Consider the following 20,905-nt stretch of genomic DNA (forward strand, 5'->3'; position numbering starts at 1 on the left):
CAGTTCGGACCAGGGGTGGTTAGCGTTTCGGCTTCTTGACGCGGGGGCGGATCTGGACGTGGACGGGGCTGCCGACGAAGCCGAAGTCTTCGCGGAGGCGGCGTTCGATGAAGCGCTGGTACGAGGGCTCGAAGGCGCCTGAGGTGAAGACGGCGAAGGTCGGCGGCATCGTGGTCGCCTGGGTGCCGAAGAGGATCTTCGGCTGCTTGCCGCTGCGGACCGGGTGCGGGTGCGCGGCGACGAGGCGACCGAGGAACGCGTTGAGCTGACCGGTGGGGACTCGGGTCTGCCAGCCGTCCAGCGCTGCCTCGATGGCGGGAACGAGCTTCTCCATGTGGCGGCCGGTCATCGCACTGATGTTGACCCGCGGGGCCCAGCGGAACTGCACCAGGTCGCGGTCGATCTCGCGCTCGAGGTAGTACCGGCGGTCCTCGTCGACCAGGTCCCACTTGTTGTAGGCGATGACGAGGGCCTTGCCGGCTTCCTCGACGGTGTTCATGATCCGCAGGTCCTGCTCGGTCATCGGCTCGGACGCGTCGATCACCACGACGACGACCTCGGCCCGCTCGATCGCGCTGTTGGTGCGCAGGCTGGCGTAGTACTCGTGCCCCTGCACGTTCTTCACCTTGCGCCGGATACCGGCGGTGTCGATGAAGCGCCACTGCTTGCCGCCGAGGATGATCTCCTCGTCGACCGGGTCGACCGTCGTGCCGGAGACCTCGCTGACGACGACGCGGTCCTCCTTGGCGACCTTGTTCAGCAGCGACGACTTGCCCACGTTCGGCTTGCCCACGATCGCGACCCGCCGCGGTCCACCGAGCTGAGCGTCCCGCTCGGCAGGTGCCTCCGGCAACGCGGCCAGGACGGCGTCCAGCATGTCGCCGGTACCACGCCCGTGCATCGCCGAGATCGGGAACGGCTCCCCGATGCCCAGGCTCCACAGGTTCATCGCCTCGGCCTCGACCCGCGCGTCGTCGACCTTGTTGGCGGCCAGTACGACGGGCTTGCCGGCCTTCCGGAGTACGCGGACGACCGCCTCGTCGGAGTCGGTGATGCCAACGGTCGCATCGACGACGAACAGCACCGCGTCAGCCGCGTTGATCGCAACCTCGGCCTGCGCCGCCACCAGAGCAGCCATGCCGACCGCATCCGGATCCCAGCCGCCGGTGTCCACCAGCGTGAAGCCGCGGCCGGCCCAGTTGGCGTCGTACGAGACCCGGTCGCGGGTGACGCCCGGTGTGTCCTCGACCACAGCCTCGCGGCGGCCGATGATCCGGTTCACCAGCGTCGACTTGCCCACGTTCGGCCGGCCGACGATCGCCACTACCGGGAGCGGGCCGGTGTCCTCGCGGTCGTGGGTCGGCTCCGCGTCGAACTCGTAGCCGGTGGGCAGGTCACTCATCAGGATCCTTCTGGTCTGGCGCGCCCGGGAGCGGGTGGCCGGTGGCTTCGACGGCCGCCTGCACATGGGCCCGCAACACGTCGCCGATCTGGTCGGCAACCGCGCTTACGTCGACGTGCCTCCGAGGAAAGGATACGCGGTCAACCGTGAAGGTCTCGCCATATACCACGTGGACCCGGCTGCCGCGCGGCGGGAAGTGCTCGATATTGCCCCCTGGCTGCCGCGTCCCGAGCAGCGCCACCGGCAGGATCGGCGCTCCAGTGACCATGGCGAGGTAGGCCACTCCCCCGCGGATCCGGCGGAAATCGCCCGGGCCGCGGTTTCCCTCGGGATAAACGCTCAGCGCGCGGCCTTCGCGCAGGATTTGGATCGCCCGGCGGATCGCCAGTACGTCGTACTGCGAGCGGTCGATCGAGATCTGGCCGGCCCGGTGCAGCATGAAGCCCTGCAGGCCCTGGAACGCCTCGACCTTGCCGAGCTGGTGCAGCATCCGCGGCGCGACGGCGCCGAGCAGCGGACCGTCGAGCAGGCTGAGATGGTTCGGCGCGATCAGCACCGGGCCGCCGACCGGGAAACGCTCCTCGTGGTGAATCGTCAGGTCGTAGCGCCAGCGCATGTACGGCCGGACGACGTGGCGCAGGACACTGCCCAGCCGATGCGGGATCGCGGGCAGATCGTCGGTCCGGGGCAGATCAAGGTGCCCGGTCAGCTCGTCAGCAGTCATGAGTCCCGGTCGCGTGACGCGGCCTCAGCCTCCTTCGCCAGTCGGCAGATGACATCGATGACCTCTTCCAACGTCAGGTGGGTCGAATCGATTTCCACCGCGCCGTCGGAGGCCACCTGGAACTGCGAGACGGTCGAGTCGTCGGCGTCCCGGCGGACGATCTGGTCCCGCAACTGCTCCGCGGTCACCGAGCCCTCGGCCAGCTCGGCCTTGCGGCGAGCCATCCGGGCGTCCTGGTCCGCGGTCAGCAACACCTTCAGCTCCGACTGCGGCGCCACCACGGTCGCGATGTCGCGCCCTTCGACGACCGCCCCGCCGGTCGGCTGCGCCGCCTCGATCAGCTCACGCTGACGCCGGATCAGCTCGGCCCGTACGTCGAGATTGGTGGCGATCTTGCTGACGCTGGCGCTGATCCGGGGATCCCGGATCGCCTCGGTGACATCGACTCCGTCCGCCGCGAACCGCGCCCGCTGTGGATCGGTACTGATCGACAGCTCTACCACGCGGGCCCGCTCGGCCACCGCCGCAAGGTCATCCAGGTCGAGCCCGTGCTCCAGGGCCGACCAGGTCACCGCCCGGTACATCGCGCCCGTGTCCAGGTACTGCAGACCGAGCCTGGTCGCGACTCCGCGGGCCGTGCTCGACTTACCGGACCCACTCGGGCCGTCAACAGCGATGATCATGGGCCGAAGATTACCGGTGGACGGCCCAGCCCCGCTCGGTCAGTACCTCTACCAGCTGATCCACCGACGCCGGCTTGACCGACAGCTCGACCTCACCGACCGGGCGGCCGGGGCTGTGGTCGATCCGCAGGTCCTCGACGTTGGCGCCGGACTCGGCCGCATCCGCGAACAACCGGGCCAGCTGGCCGGGCCGGTCGGGGATGGTGACGAGCACGGGGACCAGCTCGATGTGTGGGGCGCCGTGTTTGCCCGGCACCCGGATCGCGCCGGAGACACCGCGGTTGAGCACGGCAGTCACCTCGTCGGTGGCCTCTTCCTTGCCGAGGGCAATCAGCAGCCGGTCGAGCTCGTCGCGGATCCCTTCCAGCAAGCCGCTCAGGGCAGGCGAGTTGGCCGAGACGATCTGGGTCCACAGGCCGGGGTCGCCGGCCGCGATCCGGGTGACGTCGCGGACACCCTGGCCGGACAGCTCGAGATGCGCGGCGGGCGCGTCGACGAGGGTGCCGGCGGCCAGCGATGACATCAGCTGGGGCAGGTGCGAGACGCGGGCCACGGCGAGGTCGTGGTCCGCAACGGACAGCTCGACCGTGCGGGCGCCGGCGGCCTCGGCGAGGCGGCGTACCAGCTCTACGGCGTCGGGGTCGCTGGTCTCGTGCGGGGTGATCGCCCAGGTCGCACCCTCGAAGAGGTCCGCCCGGCCGGCCAGTGGGCCGTTGCGCTCGGAGCCGGCCATCGGGTGGCTGCCGACGTACCGGGAGAGGTCCGCGGGTGAAGCGACCAGGGCGCGTGCGTCGCGGAGTGGCTTCGATTTGACGCTGGCAGCGTCGGTGACGATCGCGTCGGTCTGCTGGAGCTGCTCGACGATGACCTCGCCGACGTGGTCCGGCGGGACGGCGACAACCACCAGTTGCGGCTCGATCTGGACCAGGCGTGAGCCGGCTCCGATCCGCTCGGCCATCAGCGCGTTGTCCGGGTCGGCGTCGACGAGCTCCACGACGACTCCGAGCCGGCCCAGCGCGAGGCCGATCGACGTACCGATCAGGCCGGTTCCGACGATGCGGACCGGGCCGCGCAGCTCGGTCACTGGGCGCCGGTCAGGTCGGGGCGCAGGCTGACGGCACCGTGCAGGTAGACGTGCTGGATCTTCTCCCGCGACCGCGGCGAGTCGGCATGCACCATCATCCGGACCACCCGCGGCAACGCGTGCGGCACGTCGATCTCCTGCATGCACATCAGCGGTACGTCGGTCAGTCCGATCTGCCGGCCGGCCACCGCCGGGAACTCCGAGTGCAGGTCCGGCGTGACGGTGAACAGGATGCTGATCAAGTCCGCCGACTCGAGGTCGTTGGCCTCCAGCACGGCCCTGACCAGCTCGGCGGAGCGTGCGAGCAGATGCTCCCGCTCGTCCACCTCGAGCTGGGTGGCACCGCGGATCGCCCGTACCGCCACAGCGTCTGCCTCCTCAATCGAATGCTTGTGCAGTCTCAACCCTAGGACAGAACGTCCAATCGGTGCTCGACCGTCTCGGAAACCGCACCTCGTCAGCGCGGCGTCTGCGCCTCAGCGGCGTCGACGGTCTGCTCCAGCAGCAGCGCGATCGTCATCGGGCCGACGCCACCGGGGACCGGGGTGATCAGGCTCGCCACCGGCGCAGCCTCCTCGAAGTGCACGTCGCCGACATTGCCTTCGTTGTATCCGGCATCGATCACGACGGCGCCGGGCTTCAGCCAGTCGCCCCGGACGAACTTGGCCCGGCCCACCGCGGCCACCACGATGTCCGCGGTCCTGACGATGTCGGCCAGCCCGCGCGTCTTCGAGTGCGTGTAGGTGACCGTCGCGTTCGATGCCAGCAGCAACATTCCGGCGGGCTTGCCGAGGATCGGGCTGCGGCCGATGACGACGGCATGCGCGCCTTCCAGCGGTACGTCGTACGCCTGCAGCAGCCGCAGGATGCCACCCGGCGTACAGGAAACGAAGCCCGGTTCGCCGAACGCCATCGCCGCGAAACCGTGCATGGTGACGCCGTCGACGTCCTTGCCCGGCGCGATCGCCTCGAACGCGGCCCGCTCGTCGATCTGCGCCGGCACCGGGTGCTGCAGCAGGATCCCGTGCACCGCTGGATCAGCCGACAGCTTCGAGATCTCGGCGACCAGCTCCTCAGTGGTCGTGGCCGCGGGCAACACCACGCTCCGCGACCCGATCCCGGCCTTCTTGCTGCGATTCTGCTTCATCCGCACGTACGTCGCCGACGCCGGATCATCCCCCACCAGCACGGTCGCGAGGCACGGCTGCACACCGGTCTCCTCAACCAGCTTCGCGGCCCGCTCCCCCGCCCGCACCACCATCTCGGCAGCCAACTCGGTCCCAACCATCAGCTTCGCACTCATGGCCCCTGAGTTTACGTAGCCCCGAAGAAGCTCCTGCACTGCTCCAGACCTTCCACCTGTACGTCGGTGCGCTGCCGCCAATCGGCTCGCGTCAACCGCAGGCGGTCGGAGATCACGGCCCCGCCGTTCAGTGCGTCGCGCGAGATGCCGTCGGGGCGATAGCCGAGTTTGCGGGACACGGCCTGCGATGCGTGGTTGTCCTGGAAGACCTCTGACAGCGCGGCCTCCGCTCCGAGTTCCGCGAAGGCGAGGTGCAAGAGCGCAGTACGGGCCTCTGTCCCGTATCCCTGTCCCTGATACGCCAGCCCCAACCACGAGCTGCTCCGCACCTCCCGCAGTACTGCGAATTGGGTCGCGCCCATCCACACTTTCCCGATCGGGAGCTCATCGCGGAAGACGACCAGCCCCAGACCCCAGTCGTCCGGCGACCAACTGCCGAGGCCGCTCCAATGCCCTTGGATCACCCATCGCGCGCGCTCCGCCGGCGGCAGATCGGTCCACGGCGTGAGAAACGGGCGCTCACCGGGTTCATGCACGCCGGCCGCGGCGAGATCCGCGACCGCCGCCAGTTCCTCGTCGTCGGGCAGCCGGAGGACGAGTCGCTCGGTGGTGAGGCGAAGCCGGCGCAGCGGCCAGTGATCTGTCAGCACGCGGCAATCCTCGGGCTACCCCGGAGCAGCGGCAACCGAATTGTCAGAGCAGGCCGGCGTGGTCCAGGAGCAAGTAGGTGGCGTCGGTGCCGGTCATCGCGCCCGGGGTCCGGAGGTCCGCGCGGAGTTCGGCTGGGGTGAGCTCGACCGGGACGCAGTCCTCGAACTCGTCCAGGGATTGCTGGCCGTCGGGGCGGCAGCCGTGGGCGATGGCGACGTACTTGCGGAAGGTCGAGGACGCGCCGGCCCAGAGCCAGCCCTTCACCTCGATCGAGTCGCAGGTGTAGCCGGTCTCCTCGAGGAGTTCGCGGCGGCCGGCGTCGGCGGGCTCCTCGCCTGGGTCGATCAGGCCGCCGGGGAGGTTGGTGACCACTTGGTCAGGGCCCGGGCGGAACATCCGTACGGTGACGATCCGGCCGTCCGGGGTCAGCGGGAGCACGGTGATACCGGCCCGGATGTCCGCGCCGGACTCGGGTCCGGAGACATCCCAGTCGGCCTCGCGGCCGTCGGGCAGGCGGTACCGACGTACGTTCACCGTCAAGAAGCCCTTGTATCCCGGCTTCTCCCCGACCAGCACCCACGGCTCAGGATCCCCAGGCCGAACGGCGTCCGCCCCGGACGGGAAGTCGGGGGCGGACGACGTGGAAGGCGTCACAGCGGGCGGTCGGTGTCCGGGTCTGCCGGCGGAGCGATCGGTGTGTCGTCCTCGGCGGGCGGCGCCACCGGGGCGTCGTCCGTCGAGGTTGCCGCGTCGCTCTCGTAGGAGCCGCCGTTGACGGTCTCCTCCGGTTCGTGCGTGACCGGCTCGGCCGGTGACGTGTCCGGGCGCGACTCGGACAGGATCCGGGCCAGCGTCTCGTCCGAGATTCGCTTGAACTTCCGTACCTGGGTGCGGGTCCGGTCGAGGATGGCGACCTCGATCTGGTCCGGCTCGAGCTGCCTCACCTCGGTACCGTCGTGACCGAGCGCATCCACCGCGAGACGCAGGGCCCCCGCCAGCGAGATGCCCTCGGAATAGTGCTCACCGACGTACTCGGCGACCTGCTCGGCCGGGCCGCCCATCACGGCGTAGCCGCGGACGTCCGCGATCGAGCCGTCGTAGGTGAGCCGGTAGATCTGGTCCTCGGCCGTGCTGGCGCCGATCTCGGCGACCAGGATCTCCACCTCGAGCGGCTTCTCGCCACCGGAGGAGAAGATCGCACCGAGCGTCTGCGCGTAGGCGTTCGCCAGCGCTCGGCCGGTCACGTCGCGGCGGTCGTAGGAGTAACCGCGCATGTCTGCCAGCCGGACGCCGGCGATCCGCAGGTTCTCGAACTCGTTGTACCGCCCGACGGCCGCGAAGGCCATCCGGTCGTAGATCTCGGCCACCTTGTGCAGCGCCGGGGACCGGTTCTCGGCGACGAACAGGATGCCGTCGGCGTACTGCAGCGCGATCGCGCTGCGCCCCTTGGCGATGCCCTTGCGGGCGAAGTCGGCCCGGTCCCGCATCAACTGTTCGGGCGAGACGTAGAACGGCGTACTCATCTGGGGTGTCGTCCTCTATCAGTCGATGGTGGTCAGGTCAGCGGCGCGGACGGGCCGTCGGGACGCTCGTGCCGGGCAGCCATCACGGTGTCCACGATCGCGCCGACCTCCTCGGCCGGAAGCCGCCGGTAGCCGTCCGCGGTGACCACGCCGACCACCGGGAAGATCCGCCGCAACATGTCCGGGCCACCGGTCGCGGAGTCGTCGTCGGCAGCGTCGACCAGGGACTGGACCAGCACGGTCGCCACCTCGGACTCGTTCAGGTCCGGACGGTAGAGCTTCTTCAGCGCGCCACGGGCGAACAGAGAGCCGGAACCGACGCTGTGGTATCCGCCGAGCTCCTCGTACCGACCGCCGGTCGGGTCGTAGGAGTAGATCCGGCCGGCCTTCAGGTCGTGGTCGTAACCCGCGAACAGCGGCACCACGGCCAGGCCCTGCATCGCCATCGGCAGGTTGCCGCGGATCAGCGCGGTCAGCCGGTTGGCCTTGCCGTCCAGGCTGAGCGTGGTGCCCTCGAGCTTCTCGTAGTGCTCCAGCTCGACCTGGAACAGCCGCACCATCTCGATCCCGAGCCCCGCCGTCCCGGCGAAGGCGACGCACGAGTACTCGTCGGCCGGGAAGACCTTCTCGATGTCGCGCTGGGCGATCACGTTGCCCATCGTCGCCCGCCGGTCACCGGCCATCACGACGCCACCGGGGAAGATGGCGGCGACGATGGTCGTCCCGTGCGGGACGTCCTTGCCGAAATCACCCGCCCCCAGGTCGCGCCGTCCGGGCAACAGGTCGGGCGCGTGCCCGGCCAGGAAGTCCATGAAGGACGAGCCACCTGGGGTCAGGAAGGCTTCCGGCAACCGGCCGGAGGCATCGAATGTCATCTAGCGGTTCACTCCCCACCCTTTTGCACGAAGCCGCGGACGAACTCTTCCGCGTTCTCCTCCAGCACCTCGTCGATCTCGTCGAGGATCGAGTCCACGTCGTCGTCGAGCCGTTCCTTGCGCTCGGCCACGTCCTCACTGGACTTGGTCTCGGCGACCTCTTCCTCGGTCGACGAGCGCTTCGGCTGCTTGTGCTGCTGTCCGCCGTCTTTAGCCATGGCACACACCTCCTAGAACCGCCGTCTGCGACGGTCGCCCAACCGGCCCTCGCAGTATTTCTTTCTACGGCAGACCCTACCCGGCAGCGCCCCCAGTAATGGTGCGAACCAGGTCACTCGCGGTGTCGCACTGGTCCAGCAAGGCGCCGACATGCGCTTTCGTGCCACGCAACGGGTCCAGCGTCGGGATCCGTTGAAGCGATTCACGGCCGGGCAGGTCGAAGATCACCGAGTCCCAGGACGCGGCGGCCACCTGACCGGCGTACTGCTGCATGCAGCGGCCCCGGAAGTAGGCGCGGGTATCGGTCGGCGGGTGCGATACCGCCATCCGGATCTCCTCGTCGCTGACCAGCCGTTGCATCCGGCCACTCTTGACGAGTTTGTAGTACAGGCCCTTGTCCGGCCGCAGATCGGCGTACTGCAGGTCGACCAGGTGCAGCTTGGGGTCGTCCCACTCCAGCCCGTCGCGGTCGCGGTAGGACTGCAGCAGCTTGTACTTCGCGACCCAGTCGAGCTGGTCGGACAGCTTCATCGGGTCGGTCGCGAGCTGGTCGAGAACGCTTTCCCAGCGTTGCAGCACGTCCTTGGTCTGCCGGTCCGCGTCGTCGCCGTACTTGTCCTCGACGTACTTGCGGGCCTGCTCCAGATACTCCACCTGGAGCTGGACGGCGGTGATCTTGCGGCCGTCCTTGAGCGTCATCAGGTGCGTACAGGTCGGGTCGTGGCTGATCTCGTGCAGGGCGCTGACCGGCCGGTCGACCGAGAGGTCGTCGGTCAGCCAGCCGTCCTCGATCATCGCCAGCACCAGCGAGGTGGTGCCGACCTTCAGGTAGGTCGAGATCTCGGCCAGGTTCGCGTCGCCGATGATCACGTGCAGCCGGCGGTACCGGTCCGGATTCGCGTGTGGCTCGTCGCGGGTGTTGATGATCGGCCGCTTCAGCGTCGTCTCCAGGCCGACCTCGACCTCGAAGTAGTCGGCCCGCTGGCTGATCTGGAAGCCGTTGGTGTTGCCGTCCTGGCCGATCCCGACCCGGCCCGCCCCGGTGACCACCTGGCGGCTGACGAAGAACGGGGTCAGGTGCCGCACGATCGACGCGAACGGCGTGGACCGGCGCATCAGGTAGTTCTCGTGCGAGCCGTACGACGCGCCCTTGTTGTCGGTGTTGTTCTTGTAGAGGTTCAGCTGTGGCGCGCCGGGGATCTGCCGGGCCTGCCGGGCGCCCTCCATGATCACCAGCTCGCCGGCCTTGTCCCAGACCACCACGTCGCGCGGGTTGGTGCATTCGGGCGCGGAGTACTCCGGGTGGGCATGGTCGACGTACAGCCGGGCGCCGTTGGTGAGGATGACGTTGGCCAGGCCGGTCTCCTCGTCGGTGAGCTGGCTCGAATCGGCCACCTCCCGGCTCAGGTCGAAGCCGCGCGCGTCCCGCAGCGGGTGCTCCTCGTCGAAGTCCCACCGGGTTTTGCGCGCCAAGGGCTGCGTCTGGGCGTAGCCGTTCACCACCTGGCTCGAAGTCAGCATCGGGTTGGCCCCGGGCTGGCCAGGAACCGAGATGCCGAACTCGGTCTCGGTCCCCATGATCCGCCGAACACTCATGCGATCGAGCCTACGCGGTGCGAGGGACTAATTGCGTTGAAGTGTCCACAGGGTTATCTGTGAGACTTCGGAAATGGACGAACTGGTGGCTCTGCTGGACAGTGACGGCCGGGTGTGCGGGTCGGCGCCACGGTCGGTGATGCGGCGCGAAAACCTGCGCCATGGGGCAACCGGCGTACTGGTCCGGAACAGTGCCGGTGAGATCTACGTGCACCGCCGGACGCCGACCAAGGACGTCTACCCGCATCGGTACGACTTCGCGGCCGGGGGTGTCGTCGCGGCGGGCGAGGACCCCTACGACGCCGTCGTACGGGAACTGGACGAGGAGCTGGGCATCACGGGTGTCGAGCTGTCCCGACTGGCCGAGGGCGACTACGCGGACGACCACACCAGCTACCGCGCCTACCTGTACACCTGCGCCTGGGACGGCCCGGTGAAGCACCAGCCGGAGGAGGTCGAGTGGGGCGCCTGGATGTCACCAGCTGACCTCGTCGCCAAGTTCGACGAGTGGTCCTTCATGCCGGACACCGTCGCCCTGCTCGGTCCACTGGTCCGGACCTACGCGACCATCACCGATGACGGTTGGGACAGCCGGGCGTGGCTGGACGGCGAGTGGCTCAACCGTGAACCCCGCCGCGACGCGGTCCGCCCGCGGCTGCTCGCCGAAACCCGCCTAATGCCCTGGCTGGCCCCGCAACTCCCGGTACCGGTCCCAGTGCCCGAGCCGACGCAGTACGGCGTGCGGCACCGCGTCCTGCTCGGCGAGCCACTCGAAGAGGGCAGTACTGCCCTCGGCCGCGAACTAGGCGAGTTCCTAAGCGCTCTGCACGCCGTAGACCCGGCCGAGGCCGCCGCCCGAGGTGCCGTCGACGCAGCGACGGCCGCTGCAGCCAAGACGGTCTTCCTGGACGAGTGTCGGGCGCAGGTAGTCCCACTGCTCCCAGCCCACGCCCACCAACCCGCCCTCGAACTCCTAGGCCGCGTAGCCGCCACCCGGACGGCGCTGGTGCACGCAGACCTCGGCTCCGAGCACATCCTCGTCCAGGACGGCCGTATCGGCGGCATCATCGACTGGACCGACGCAGAGATCGGCGACCCGGCCCTAGACCTCTCCTGGCTCCTCAACGACGCCCCGGACGGCATGGCGGCTGGCCTGGCCGAGACCTACGACATCACCCCGGTACTCCGCGACCGCGCGCTCGACTGGCATCGCCTCGCCCCCTGGTACGGCGTGCACCGAGGGCTCCTGCTCGGCCTCCCCGACGACGTCGAGACCGGCCTCACGGAGATCCTGACCCGGCTGTGATGCAACCATCGGCGGACCGAGCGGTCACTCCCCGGTGTGAAGATCATCCTGACCGACGAGACGGAGCCCGTCATGGCGACCGGATCCGCAGGGAGCCCACCGGACCATGAGTTGTGGGACCGGCTGCGGCAAGGGGACCGACACGCCCTCGGCGAGCTTTTCGATCGTTATGCGGACGACGTGCACGCTTTCGCGTTCCGGCGTACCGCCTCGTGGAACACCGCCGAGGATGTCGTCCAGACCACGTTCCTGAACACCTGGCGCCGGTTCCAGCGCAACCCACCAGGTCCACTGACCGCCCCGAGCGCCCGCGGCTGGCTGCTGGTCGTCGCTGGCAACGAGTGCCGCACCCTGGCCCGCACTGCCGCCCGCTTCCGCAACCTGATCGACCGTCTGCCCGACCCCGCGCAGGGCCCGGACCACGCGGCCGAGGTGGCCCGCAGGCTCGACGACGAGCGCCAGATGTCCCGCATCCGCCAGGCGGTCGCCAAACTCCCCCGCCACGAACGCGAAACTCTCGAACTTGTCGTCTGGGCCGGCCTGACCCAAGCGGAAGCCGCCGACGCCCTCGGTGTCCCCCTGGGCACCGTCAAGGCCCGCCTCCACCGCACCCGCCGCCGCTTCCCCGACCTGCTCGACCGGGTCACCCTCTCCGAGGAGATCTCATGAACCTCAAGCTCGACCCACCCCAGATCCCCCCGCTATCCCCCGCGACGCGCAGCCGGCTCCGGAACAACCTGATGGAACGGACCGCGCCCGTCAGCCGGTCTTCCCACCGCTGGGCCGCACCTACGATCACGGCCGCCGCCGTCGCGGCAGTACTGGCAGGCACGCTCGTAGCCGTCGACCAGTACGGCGGCTCGAACCAGGCCGACCCACCGGCAGCCGGCGACACAGACATCGTCGACCGCGACCTCGGCCCGGCCACCCCGCAGCAGATCGACGCGGCGATCAAGGCCTGCATGATCCCCCACAGTCGGCCGTTGCAGACGGTATGGAGCCGCCGCGTGCTTGGACCAGACGGGCCTGCGGACACCCCAGGCACCATCCTGCTGGTGCGCGAGCCTGCGCCGAGGCCGGCGGGCCACCCGCCGCTGTCGTTCTGTTTGGCGCCGATTCCCGTGGCAACGGGCCACGAGGAGCGCGAGATCGCCAAGCTCCCGACTGCCGCTCAGGGCATCCTGATCATCGACCGGACAACCGACCTCACCCGGCCGGCCGGCCGGCCCGGAGAGCTGCCCAAGAGTAGGCCGGACAGGAGCAACGTCGGAGCGGAGGTAGGAACCTCCTTGATACGCGTCAGGCCCGGCATCGCCCGGCTCGAGTCCCGCTATGTCTGGAAGGACGGTGCGGGTCTGTGGTCCGAGGGCGCTGTCGCCGACGGGTTCGGATTCACCCAGAGCGTCGTGGACACCGGCACCGCACCCCGCGTCGAGCAGCGCGAGGAGTTCCGGGCCTTCGACTCCAGCGGAAACCAGGTACCGCTGCGGTACTAGTGCTGGCGGCCGATGAAGCGGGAGATGGAGCGGGCCAGGTTGATGCCGACCAGGCCGCCCCAGCAGATGACGATGGCGAAGGCGCCTTCCTGGGCCGCGGCGATGGCGGTGATCGGGATACCGGCGGTGACCGAGACGATCGCGAGGGCGAGCCCACCTGGGTCGCCCTCGCGGCTCGGCTTCGGTGCCTGCACCGGCGGCGTGGCGAGATGCTGGGCGGTGTGCGCATCGAGCTTCGAGAGGAACCCCTCTATCACCTCGAGCTCGTACTCCGGCCCCAGCTCCTGCCGCGCCGCCACCGCGGCCCGCAGGTCCTTGCGAATCTCGTCCGTCGCCATACCCGTCAAGGTACGACGCCGAAGGTCCGCCGACCATCGGGGACAACCCCGGCCGCACCCTGTCCAGGCCCGTCACCCGGCTTTGAGCAGCGCCGGCAGCGAGTAGCTCAGCTTCTTCGACTTCTCCAGGCGGACGGTGAACATCGTCTTGGCCGGCGCCGTCCGCCGGGTGGCGCTGATCGGCGCGGAGATACTGCCGTCGATGTATACGCCGGTCGGCAGCACGATCGTCTTGGCCCGCCGCCAGCCCTCGTAGAACTCCAGCATGTTGCACCGGCCCGCCGTGTTGCTCCGGGTGTTGGCCGCGAACAACGTGTAGACGACATCGGGTTTCGTCCGATCCACCTGCTTGCTGGTGAAGGTCACCGACGCCTTTCCGCAGGAGCTGTAGTGCTTCTCGAAGGGGTACGGCGTGCTTCTCAGCGCCCTGATCGTCGCCTGCTCCTGCCGGTTCCACTCCTGCTCGACGAAGGGTTTCCCCCACCACCAGGTGGAGCCGAGCAGCACGGCCGCGACCACCAGGGTCGAGGTCCGTTTCCGCCACGGCCGGACCAGGATGAAGGCCGCGACGAGGACCGCGACCACCAGACAGCCGGTCACCCAGTCGGTCAGGAAGTACGCGCCGGCATCGCGCGCCTCGGACTCGAAGACGCCCGCCGCCTCGCGCCGGGGCCACCGATCCCGCAGCAGGTTGTGCCCGAGCAGCCACGGCACGATCACCGTGATGCAGACCCCGAACCCGATCATCAGTGCGCTGAAGTCCCGGTTCTTGCGACGGTCCTCCAGGATCTGCTGTTGGCGCCGGGCTTGCGCGGCCTCCCGCTCGTCCTGCTGCCGCTTGGCCTCGGCTGCCGCGGCCTCTTGCTTCGCCCGGGCGGCGGCCGCCACCCGGGCGACCTCCTTCTGCTGCTCCGCGATGCGGTCGAGCCAGGGCGATACGACGAGCATCAGTAGCGCGGCCTGGGGAAAGACGTCCAGGTCGATCTCCGGCGGCAGTGCCACCGGACGAGGCGGGATCCAGGTTCCAGCCGCGGCCGGAACCAGAGTCGCCAGCTCCCGGGCCCGGGACCACATCTGCCGCCGGGTCCGGTCGTTGAGCGCCGCCTCGAGCAGAGTTCCTTCCATCGTCTGCTGGGCGTTGTCGACGAACTCCTTCAGCTGCGGCGCGGCCAGCAGACCGCTCCGGAGCTGCCCGCTGTCCACCTGCCGCCACCAGATCACCAGGAGTTCGTCCGCCCGCGACAGCCGCGGTTCCTCGGCATGGTGCCCGACGATCGACATCACCGACGAGCGCCGCAGCTCGCGGATCCACCCGATGGCGGCCTGGTCGCCGGTTTTGGCTGCCTGGATGGCCGTGGCGAGACCTGCCATCGACAGCTCCCGCCCGCGGAAGCCGGGCTCGTGCCCCGGATCGAGCAACACCTGGAGTTCCACCGCCGCACGGGCCGGTGTGCTGTGCCCGGCGCGTACGGCCTCGAGCACGTCGTCGGCGGCCGTTTCGACCGGAGTGTCGTGCAACCACTTCTTCAGATCGATCACCCGTACGCCGGCCAGGTGGTCGGTCGCGATCGTGAAGTTCTCCCGGATCGCCGCCGCCAGCGACTCCGGATCCAGGCATTCGACGCCGGCGAAGTGGTACGCACGCCTGCGCCGCTGCGAGGTCGGCGCGCCGCTCGGCCAGCGGGCACCGACCTCGGGCGTTCCACCCTCGAGCCACTCCTTGACCTGCGTCCACGTCCATCGTCCGGCGGCCGGCGCCAGCAGTCCGTCGAGCAGCAGCCGCCAGCGCGGATCGGTGACGTCGTCGTACGACCAGGTCTGTTCGAGGAAGGCGGCCCGGACCCGGAGCTCGCTGAGCATGCCGTCGCCGCCGGGCGAGGAGTGCAGATGCCGCCCGGTCAGCAACTCGTGGGCGATGATCCCCAGCCCCCACCAGTCGTTGGCCTTGTTGCCGCGGCCGACGCTGCCCTCGGGCGAGGTGTAGGTATACGTTCCGGCCACCGAGCCGATGGCGTTGGACAGTACCGACACCGTCGCCAGCCCGAAGTCCGCCAGCACGCAGTCCAGCGGGTCTTCGCGCCTGATCAGGATGTTCTGCGGCTTCAGATCACGATGGGCGATGTCGAGGCCGTGGATGTGGTCCAGCGCCTCGCCGACCTCGTGGACCACAGCCCAGACGAAGGCCGGGTCCTGCGCGCCGCCACCTCGCCGCAGCGCAAGGTCCTCCAGGCTGCCCAGCGGGCAGTACTCCTGGACCTCCCAGATCTGGTACTCGTCCCGGTCCAGCCTGAAGGGCAGGACGTGATCGCGATGTGCCTTGGAGAGCCGGCTGATCGCCTCGTCCTTGAGGGTCGCCGCGGCCTCGGGCCGGTAGATCTTGATGGCGACCGCGCCACCCGTCTTGAGATCCGTACACAGCACGACGTCGGCCTGCGTCCCACCGGACGACAGATCCTCCTCGTACCGGTACTCCCGATCAACCGCGTCGGGCATCACGAACCGTCGTCGCGCCGCCGGTCGCACAGGCCCGCCCGCCGCCTCGTGCCGGGTAGCCGGTCTGCCACCCTCCGAGGCCTCGTGCCGGGTAGCCGGCCTGCCATCCTCCGCGGCCTCGTGCCGGATGGCCGGCTTGGTGCCGTCCGGCGCCTCGTGGCGGGTGGACGGCTTGGCGCCGTCCGCCGGTTCGTGCCGGGTGGCCGGTTTGCCGTCGGCGGCTTCGTGGCGAGTGGCGGGTCGGTCGGTCATGGCTTCCTCACCGGATGCTCGTCGGACGGGATCAGATCCAGGACGATCACCGAGACGTTGTCCGGTGCGCCTTGCTCCAATGCGGCGGCAACCAGCGCCCTGGCGGCGCTCTCCACCCCACCAGGTCTTCCGATCGGGCCGCCCAGCGCTGACCTGAGTCGTTCGGCGTCGACGACGTCGGTGAGTCCGTCGCTGCAGGCGAGGAGCCGGACGGGACGTAGTACGGGGAAGGTCTGTACCGCCGGGTCGGGTGTCGAGGTGAAGACGGACAGGCTCTGGGTAAGGACGGATGCGTCCGGCCGGTGTGGATCCGGCCGCCGGTCGGGCACGGTCAGCTCACCGACCGAACCGTCCGCGGCTCTGAAGACCGAGCTGTCCCCGACGCTGAAGACACTGAACTCGGTCGCGGTGACAGCGATACCGGCGACCGTCGAGCCGAGACCCTTGAGATCGCGGACAGCGTCCGACACCTGCTGGATGTTGCGCGCCGCCTCGATCACCCGCTCCGTGATGGCATCACAACCAGCGCTCGGCCAAGGCCGCAGGGCCAGCGTCATGGCCGCCAGCCGGGAAGCTACGGAGCCACCCGCGTGACCGCCCAGACCGTCGCACACCGCGACCACATACGCCGGGTCGTCCGGCAGCAGCCGGACGTCGCCGTTCCGCCGGGTGTCGCGCGCAGAGACCCAGCCGTCGAGCAGTACGCAGTCCTGGTTCTCCGACCTGACGCGGCCTACGTCCGTGATCGCGGCGACCCGCAAGGCCGTCATCCGGACACCGCCGTCAGTACGTCGACCGCGATGACGGCCTGACGGCCCAGGCGCAGTTGGTGGTGTCCGGGTTCCAGCGGTACGCCGGCCGCGGCGGCCCGGGCTCCATTGACGAAGGTGCCGTTGGTCGACCCGAGGTCGGTGACCGTCGCGCAAGTGTCGGAGACGGTCAGCTCAGCGTGCCGGCGGGAGACTCCGTCGTACGGATCCAGTCCGTCCGCGATCCGCGCGTCGAGGCTGTCGCGGCCGATCACCAGGTCCCGCCCGGGCACCACCTCGACGGTCGCGCCGCCCGGCAGAACCAGCCGCACCGAGGAGATCCGCGGTCCGGCCACGACCGGGCCGGCCGTCGGCAACGGCTGGAAACAACTCGGACAAACGGCGGTTCCGACCGTGTACTCGTGCCTGCACCAGGATCGCGGGCAGATCGCCGTCTCGACCGCTGGGGAGACCGGCGCCGGCGGCACGCTCTGAACCGTCGTCGCCTCCTCGCCCACTTCGAACTGGGTCGAGTGGCAGAACGGGCACAGGAAGACGTCCCGGCTGATCTGGCGACCGCAGGCGCGGCAGCTCATGCTCTCCACGAGACCTCCCCCAGCCCGACGCCACGCTCCCGTAGCCGGCTCTCGAACTCGCTGAGATCGCCCGGCTCCGGAAGACCGACGAGAAGCAGATCGCCCTGCTCAGCGGTGACCTGAAGCCGAGCACCATCGGCGGCGTTCCAGTCTTCGTACCGCCGGCGGGCGGCCGCCGAGCCGTAGCTGACCGTCTGGTTGCCCGAAGCAACCAATCGCCCCTCCCCTGGGAGCTCACGACGATAAGGACCTGCCACCACACAATCGGCCAGGGCGAGCAGCGCCGGTGCTACCCGGGTGGCCGCTGGGTGGGTCCTACCGGTGAACAACAAGACATCGAGAGGACGCGGCCCGAGGCGCGCCCGCAGCGACGTCACCAGCTCTGCCAATGCCTCGGGCTGGCTGGTCGGCTCGCCACCGGTGATGGTGAGGCCGTCCAGGGACAGCTCGCCGATCTGGTCAGCGAGAAGCTTGCACACCTCATCGACCGGTACGGCTTCACCGCCGGCCGGATCCCAGGTATCGACCGACGCACAGCCGGGACAGGCGATCGCGCAGCCCTGGACCCACACAGCGACCCGTCGGCCGGGCCCCAGCACGGTGACGGGCGCCAGGATCCGCGCGAGGCGCAGGGTCAGGCCAGCTTCACGGTGAGCCATCCGCCCTCCTCTCGGACCAGGTCGGTGACGGTTGCAGCAGTGGTCCCATCCGGCAGGTCGAAGAGCGCCCGCGACAGCGGATTGACCAGCGCCGACTCGACAGCCCGCCCAATCCCCCGGCCGCCCTTGGAAAGGTCCGCGACCGCGAGTGCCGTGATGTGCTCACGGACCGCGTCACCGAGCGTCAGGACCAGGCCGTTCTGCTCGGCCGCGCGGGCCAGCACGTTGTCGATGAACCTCGCCGCCAGCTGACGGGCCGTGTCCGGGTCGATGTAGTCGAAGACCACGATGTTGTCGCCGATCCGGCCCAGCAGTTCGGGCCGGTTGATGGTGACCGCGAACTCGTGCTCGATCGCCTTCTTCACCGACCTCTCGAGCTCCTGCCCGGTCGGCACCGGCTCGCCCTCGCGGAGCTCGGAGATGCCGAGGTTCGAGGTGAAGACGATGATCGCCTCGCCGAAGTGGACGGTGTCCCCGGAGCCGTCGGTCAGCCGGCCGTCGGACAGGATCTGCAGGAACTTGTCCAGGATCCGCGGATGGGCCTTCTCCACCTCGTCGAACAGCACCACGCAGAACGGCTTCTGGCGGACCGCGTTGGTCAGCTCCCCGCCCTCGCCATGGCCCTCGTACCCGGGCGGCGAGCCGATCAGCCGGGCTTCGGAGTGCTCGGCGGCGAACTCCGACATGTCGAACCGGACATAGGCGTTCTCGTCGCCGAAGACCAGGTGGGTGATCCGCTTGGCCAGCTCGGTCTTGCCGACGCCGGTCGGTCCGGCGAAGAACAGGATGCCGCGCGGACCGGCCGGGTCGCCGCCGCGCTCGGCTCCGGTCATCCCGGTGTTCGACCGGATCAGGATGTCCAGGGCATGCCGGACCGCGCGTCGCTGGCCCTTGACCTTCGACGAGAGCAGTTCCTCGCCGTTCCTGATCCGGTCTCGCAGTCCCGGCCGGGCCCACGGGTTCTCCGTCATCCCGATCCGGTAGGCGCGGACCGCGTCGTCGATCCGGTCCGGGCCGAGTGCCTGGTCCAGTGCCAGCTGGGTCGTCGCGATCATCGCGTGCAACGACATCCCCTCCGACCGCTCCGCGAACCGGACCGCGGCACCTTCCAGCGCTGCCGGTGGTTGCGCGTCCCCGCCCGGCAAGGATCCGACCAGCCCCCGGGCCAGCTGCAGCCGGGAGTCGAGGTCCGGCGCGGGGACCGAGATCTGCCGGATGCCTTCCGACCCGCCGGTCAGCCAGGGCGGCAGATCGGCCGGCCGGTCGACCAGCCAGAAGAACGGGTTGTAGAGGCCGGTCGACCGCTGCTCGCCGACTACGGTCGGCTGCGCGTCGTGGATGGCCGCGAGTGCCGCCTGCATGAACGCGTGTTCGGGATCCGTCGGAGAGTTGCCGGCCGGACGCCATTGCGACACGTAGTCGATCGTCAGGGCCAGCCGGGCGTCACGGCAGTTCACCAGCGCACGGAGTACGCCGGTCAACTGGTCTGGTCCGACCGGCCGATTGATCAGGTCCCCGGACAGGCCGGTCACCTTGGCGACCAGGGTGCGGGCGCTCTCGTCGGCCGGCAGGACGCGGAGACCGGACGGGGTGTGCCGGACGATCGCCGAGAAGCCGCTTCGCCGCAGCGTGTCCCACAGGGCCCGGTGGAGGTCGAGCGGCTGCCAGCCGCCGGTCTCGCGCGGCACCAGGTACCGGTCGCGCAGGTTGCCGTGCAGCACGTAGGCCGGCGTCACCGTCAGAGCGGAGTCGATCTCCTGCAACCAGGTCGGGTGCTGGTCCAGACCGCGCGGGCTCACAGCTTGCGCTTCCGTACTGCGGGAGTCGCCGTGCGCGCGGCCGCAGATCTGGTCTCGCGCCGTACTGCGAGACCACCCGGCGCGACGTGATGGGTCAGATCCGTCGGTACGCCGCGCTCCGACAAGCCTTGGCGCAGCCGATCCACGTCACCGCAGGACGACTCCTCGAAGGCGACGTCATCGCGGACATCTGTGTCGTCGAAGGCGACCGGAATGGTGTGCAGCCCGGCCCGGCCGGCCGGAAAGACCAGTCTGAGCCCGTGATGCGGCCAGGCCTGGGTCGACGCCAGCGCGACCAGCTCGCCATCCGCACCGACAGGACCGACCTCGACCGCGTACCCCATCTCGCGCAGTACGGCGGTCGCCTGCTCCACCGCGAACCGCCGATCCGCCGCGGCTGCCCGGCTCCGGTCGAGCTCGCCGAAACGGCGTACGGCGGCATCGATGCCGACCTGGTCGGGCCGGCCGGTCAGGTTCTCGAGGATGACGTGTGCCTTCAGGCCTTCCTCGGTCTTGCTGCTGAGCAGGTCGGCGAAGGCATAGCCCAGCTCCTCGACCCGGCGGGTCAGTCGCTCCTGCGCGCGCTGCCGGTTCGTGGCCGCCGTGACCCTGGCTTCCATCTCGGTGAGGAAGCCCAGGGCTTTCGCCGGTGCCGCCGCTGGATCGGCGACCACCTCCGCCAAGCGCCGGAGATCACCCTGCAGCGAGTCGTCCAACTCGGTCGCCAGATCGAGAACGGCCTGCAAGCGACGGACAAGCTGCGGTGCGGCCGCCGGCCTGCTTTCGGCCCGCGGCTCGTTGGTACCCCGGAACCGGAGGGCAGGCAGCTCGATCTGCAAGGAATCCAGCTCGGCTGCGAGGGCAGAACGCGCCCGGGCAGTGCGGTCTCGCTGTCGTGCCGCTGAGATCGCGGCCTCTTCGGCTACCAGCGCGTTCTCCAGGACACCCAGTTGCGCCAGATTCGCCGTGCCGAGTGAGTCGGCACGCGTCGCCGGTATGTCGGCCACCAACTCCTCACCGACCGCGATCCGAAGGGTAGCCACCGCCGCCCGTCGCGCCGCGACCCGGGAACGAGTCGCCTCTGTCTGTCGGCGGAGCAACTCCTCTGCGCTGACAACCTGGTAGGCGATTCCCTTCGGCCCACTCACACTCGTCCC

General features: G+C 69.6%; 22 protein-coding genes. 3 read left to right on the forward strand and 19 right to left on the reverse strand.

The genetic code is table 11. The features are described 5' to 3' along the window. Positions 1–19: 19 nt before the first annotated feature. The 12 genes from der to dop form a co-directional block, all read right to left on the reverse strand. On the reverse strand, positions 20–1,402 hold the full coding sequence (gene der, locus AB0M15_RS25805; protein ID WP_363823989.1) for a ribosome biogenesis GTPase Der: 1,383 nt from the start codon (positions 1,400–1,402) through the stop codon (positions 20–22). Beyond that, a complete protein-coding gene (locus AB0M15_RS25810) occupies positions 1,395–2,126 on the reverse strand; it encodes a lysophospholipid acyltransferase family protein (protein WP_363823991.1) in 732 nt (243 codons plus the stop codon). Before AB0M15_RS25810 ends, der begins: the two co-directional genes overlap by 8 nt. Then, a complete protein-coding gene (gene cmk / locus AB0M15_RS25815) occupies positions 2,123–2,809 on the reverse strand; it encodes a (d)CMP kinase (RefSeq protein ID WP_363823993.1) in 687 nt (228 codons plus the stop codon). Before cmk ends, AB0M15_RS25810 begins: the two co-directional genes overlap by 4 nt. A 10-nt stretch (positions 2,810–2,819) precedes the next feature. Further along, positions 2,820–3,893 (reverse strand): prephenate dehydrogenase, encoded by a 1,074-nt coding sequence (locus tag AB0M15_RS25820; RefSeq protein ID WP_363823994.1) that lies wholly within the window; start codon positions 3,891–3,893, stop codon positions 2,820–2,822. Further along, positions 3,890–4,258, reverse strand: coding sequence for a chorismate mutase (gene aroH / locus AB0M15_RS25825; RefSeq protein WP_343972475.1), 369 nt, complete (start codon positions 4,256–4,258; stop codon positions 3,890–3,892). The genes AB0M15_RS25820 and aroH overlap by 4 nt, the downstream gene beginning before the upstream one ends. A gap of 92 nt (positions 4,259–4,350) precedes the next feature. Next, a complete protein-coding gene (locus tag AB0M15_RS25830) occupies positions 4,351–5,196 on the reverse strand; it encodes a bifunctional 5,10-methylenetetrahydrofolate dehydrogenase/5,10-methenyltetrahydrofolate cyclohydrolase (RefSeq protein WP_363823996.1) in 846 nt (281 codons plus the stop codon). Between the two features lie 11 nt (positions 5,197–5,207). After that, positions 5,208–5,846 carry a GNAT family protein gene (locus tag AB0M15_RS25835; RefSeq protein ID WP_363823998.1) on the reverse strand — a complete coding sequence of 213 codons (639 nt, stop codon included), beginning with the start codon at positions 5,844–5,846 and terminating at the stop codon, positions 5,208–5,210. Positions 5,847–5,889: 43 nt separating this feature from the next. Then, entirely contained in the window at positions 5,890–6,501 is a 612-nt protein-coding gene (locus AB0M15_RS25840; protein ID WP_363824000.1) for an NUDIX hydrolase, read from the reverse strand. After that, a complete protein-coding gene (gene prcA / locus AB0M15_RS25845; RefSeq protein WP_363824003.1) occupies positions 6,498–7,370 on the reverse strand; it encodes a proteasome subunit alpha in 873 nt (290 codons plus the stop codon). Before prcA ends, AB0M15_RS25840 begins: the two co-directional genes overlap by 4 nt. 32 nt (positions 7,371–7,402) lie before the next feature. Continuing rightward, positions 7,403–8,245 carry a proteasome subunit beta gene (gene prcB, locus AB0M15_RS25850; RefSeq protein ID WP_363824006.1) on the reverse strand — a complete coding sequence of 281 codons (843 nt, stop codon included), beginning with the start codon at positions 8,243–8,245 and terminating at the stop codon, positions 7,403–7,405. A gap of 8 nt (positions 8,246–8,253) precedes the next feature. Continuing rightward, on the reverse strand, positions 8,254–8,463 hold the full coding sequence (locus tag AB0M15_RS25855; protein WP_328324267.1) for a ubiquitin-like protein Pup: 210 nt from the start codon (positions 8,461–8,463) through the stop codon (positions 8,254–8,256). A gap of 76 nt (positions 8,464–8,539) precedes the next feature. Next, positions 8,540–10,060, reverse strand: a complete 1,521-nt coding sequence (gene dop, locus AB0M15_RS25860; protein WP_363824009.1) for a depupylase/deamidase Dop — start codon at positions 10,058–10,060, stop codon at positions 8,540–8,542. Positions 10,061–10,133: 73 nt separating this feature from the next. Here dop and AB0M15_RS25865 point away from each other — a divergent pair, with 73 nt between their 5' ends. The 3 genes from AB0M15_RS25865 to AB0M15_RS25875 are packed head-to-tail and all read left to right on the forward strand — an operon-like array spanning position 10,134 to position 12,862. Next, on the forward strand, positions 10,134–11,366 hold the full coding sequence (locus AB0M15_RS25865) for a phosphotransferase (RefSeq protein ID WP_363824011.1): 1,233 nt from the start codon (positions 10,134–10,136) through the stop codon (positions 11,364–11,366). A gap of 36 nt (positions 11,367–11,402) precedes the next feature. Continuing rightward, on the forward strand, positions 11,403–12,035 hold the full coding sequence (locus AB0M15_RS25870; protein ID WP_363824012.1) for an RNA polymerase sigma factor: 633 nt from the start codon (positions 11,403–11,405) through the stop codon (positions 12,033–12,035). Further along, positions 12,032–12,862, forward strand: coding sequence for a hypothetical protein (locus AB0M15_RS25875; RefSeq protein ID WP_363824014.1), 831 nt, complete (start codon positions 12,032–12,034; stop codon positions 12,860–12,862). Before AB0M15_RS25870 ends, AB0M15_RS25875 begins: the two co-directional genes overlap by 4 nt. Here AB0M15_RS25875 and AB0M15_RS25880 read toward each other — a convergent pair. The 7 genes from AB0M15_RS25880 to AB0M15_RS25910 all read right to left on the reverse strand — a co-directional run bounded on the left by AB0M15_RS25880 (position 12,859) and on the right by AB0M15_RS25910 (position 20,791). Continuing rightward, positions 12,859–13,200, reverse strand: a complete 342-nt coding sequence (locus tag AB0M15_RS25880; RefSeq protein ID WP_343972501.1) for a hypothetical protein — start codon at positions 13,198–13,200, stop codon at positions 12,859–12,861. The two genes, AB0M15_RS25875 and AB0M15_RS25880, sit on opposite strands and share 4 nt — an antisense overlap. A gap of 72 nt (positions 13,201–13,272) precedes the next feature. Continuing rightward, a complete protein-coding gene (locus AB0M15_RS25885; RefSeq protein WP_363824017.1) occupies positions 13,273–15,945 on the reverse strand; it encodes a protein kinase in 2,673 nt (890 codons plus the stop codon). Further along, a complete protein-coding gene (locus AB0M15_RS25890; protein ID WP_363824019.1) occupies positions 15,942–16,715 on the reverse strand; it encodes a PP2C family serine/threonine-protein phosphatase in 774 nt (257 codons plus the stop codon). The genes AB0M15_RS25885 and AB0M15_RS25890 overlap by 4 nt, the downstream gene beginning before the upstream one ends. Further along, entirely contained in the window at positions 16,712–17,290 is a 579-nt protein-coding gene (locus tag AB0M15_RS25895) for an FHA domain-containing protein (protein ID WP_363824404.1), read from the reverse strand. The genes AB0M15_RS25890 and AB0M15_RS25895 overlap by 4 nt, the downstream gene beginning before the upstream one ends. Then, on the reverse strand, positions 17,287–17,949 hold the full coding sequence (locus AB0M15_RS25900; RefSeq protein ID WP_363824021.1) for a 4Fe-4S single cluster domain-containing protein: 663 nt from the start codon (positions 17,947–17,949) through the stop codon (positions 17,287–17,289). The genes AB0M15_RS25895 and AB0M15_RS25900 overlap by 4 nt, the downstream gene beginning before the upstream one ends. After that, entirely contained in the window at positions 17,925–19,748 is a 1,824-nt protein-coding gene (locus AB0M15_RS25905) for an AAA family ATPase (protein ID WP_363824023.1), read from the reverse strand. Before AB0M15_RS25905 ends, AB0M15_RS25900 begins: the two co-directional genes overlap by 25 nt. Then, positions 19,745–20,791 carry a hypothetical protein gene (locus tag AB0M15_RS25910; protein WP_363824024.1) on the reverse strand — a complete coding sequence of 349 codons (1,047 nt, stop codon included), beginning with the start codon at positions 20,789–20,791 and terminating at the stop codon, positions 19,745–19,747. Before AB0M15_RS25910 ends, AB0M15_RS25905 begins: the two co-directional genes overlap by 4 nt. Between the last annotated feature and the right edge of the window lie 114 nt (positions 20,792–20,905).

This window comes from Kribbella sp. NPDC051718, from assembly GCF_040681515.1.
GTDB lineage: Bacteria > Actinomycetota > Actinomycetes > Propionibacteriales > Kribbellaceae > Kribbella.

What these genes read in the sequence shown, in the direction of transcription:
- der (WP_363823989.1), bottom strand. Translation starts at nt 1,402, where the DNA reads ATGAGTGACCTGCCCACCGGCTACGAGTTCGACGCGGAGCCGACCCAC.
- AB0M15_RS25810 (WP_363823991.1), bottom strand. Translation starts at nt 2,126, where the DNA reads ATGACTGCTGACGAGCTGACCGGGCACCTTGATCTGCCCCGGACCGAC.
- cmk (WP_363823993.1), bottom strand. Translation starts at nt 2,809, where the DNA reads ATGATCATCGCTGTTGACGGCCCGAGTGGGTCCGGTAAGTCGAGCACG.
- AB0M15_RS25830 (WP_363823996.1), bottom strand. Translation starts at nt 5,196, where the DNA reads ATGAGTGCGAAGCTGATGGTTGGGACCGAGTTGGCTGCCGAGATGGTG.
- prcA (WP_363824003.1), bottom strand. Translation starts at nt 7,370, where the DNA reads ATGAGTACGCCGTTCTACGTCTCGCCCGAACAGTTGATGCGGGACCGG.
- prcB (WP_363824006.1), bottom strand. Translation starts at nt 8,245, where the DNA reads ATGACATTCGATGCCTCCGGCCGGTTGCCGGAAGCCTTCCTGACCCCA.
- AB0M15_RS25855 (WP_328324267.1), bottom strand. Translation starts at nt 8,463, where the DNA reads ATGGCTAAAGACGGCGGACAGCAGCACAAGCAGCCGAAGCGCTCGTCG.
- dop (WP_363824009.1), bottom strand. Translation starts at nt 10,060, where the DNA reads ATGAGTGTTCGGCGGATCATGGGGACCGAGACCGAGTTCGGCATCTCG.
- AB0M15_RS25865 (WP_363824011.1), top strand. Translation starts at nt 10,134, where the DNA reads ATGGACGAACTGGTGGCTCTGCTGGACAGTGACGGCCGGGTGTGCGGG.
- AB0M15_RS25875 (WP_363824014.1), top strand. Translation starts at nt 12,032, where the DNA reads ATGAACCTCAAGCTCGACCCACCCCAGATCCCCCCGCTATCCCCCGCG.
- AB0M15_RS25880 (WP_343972501.1), bottom strand. Translation starts at nt 13,200, where the DNA reads ATGGCGACGGACGAGATTCGCAAGGACCTGCGGGCCGCGGTGGCGGCG.
- AB0M15_RS25885 (WP_363824017.1), bottom strand. Translation starts at nt 15,945, where the DNA reads ATGACCGACCGACCCGCCACTCGCCACGAAGCCGCCGACGGCAAACCG.
- AB0M15_RS25890 (WP_363824019.1), bottom strand. Translation starts at nt 16,715, where the DNA reads ATGACGGCCTTGCGGGTCGCCGCGATCACGGACGTAGGCCGCGTCAGG.
- AB0M15_RS25895 (WP_363824404.1), bottom strand. Translation starts at nt 17,290, where the DNA reads ATGAGCTGCCGCGCCTGCGGTCGCCAGATCAGCCGGGACGTCTTCCTG.
- AB0M15_RS25900 (WP_363824021.1), bottom strand. Translation starts at nt 17,949, where the DNA reads ATGGCTCACCGTGAAGCTGGCCTGACCCTGCGCCTCGCGCGGATCCTG.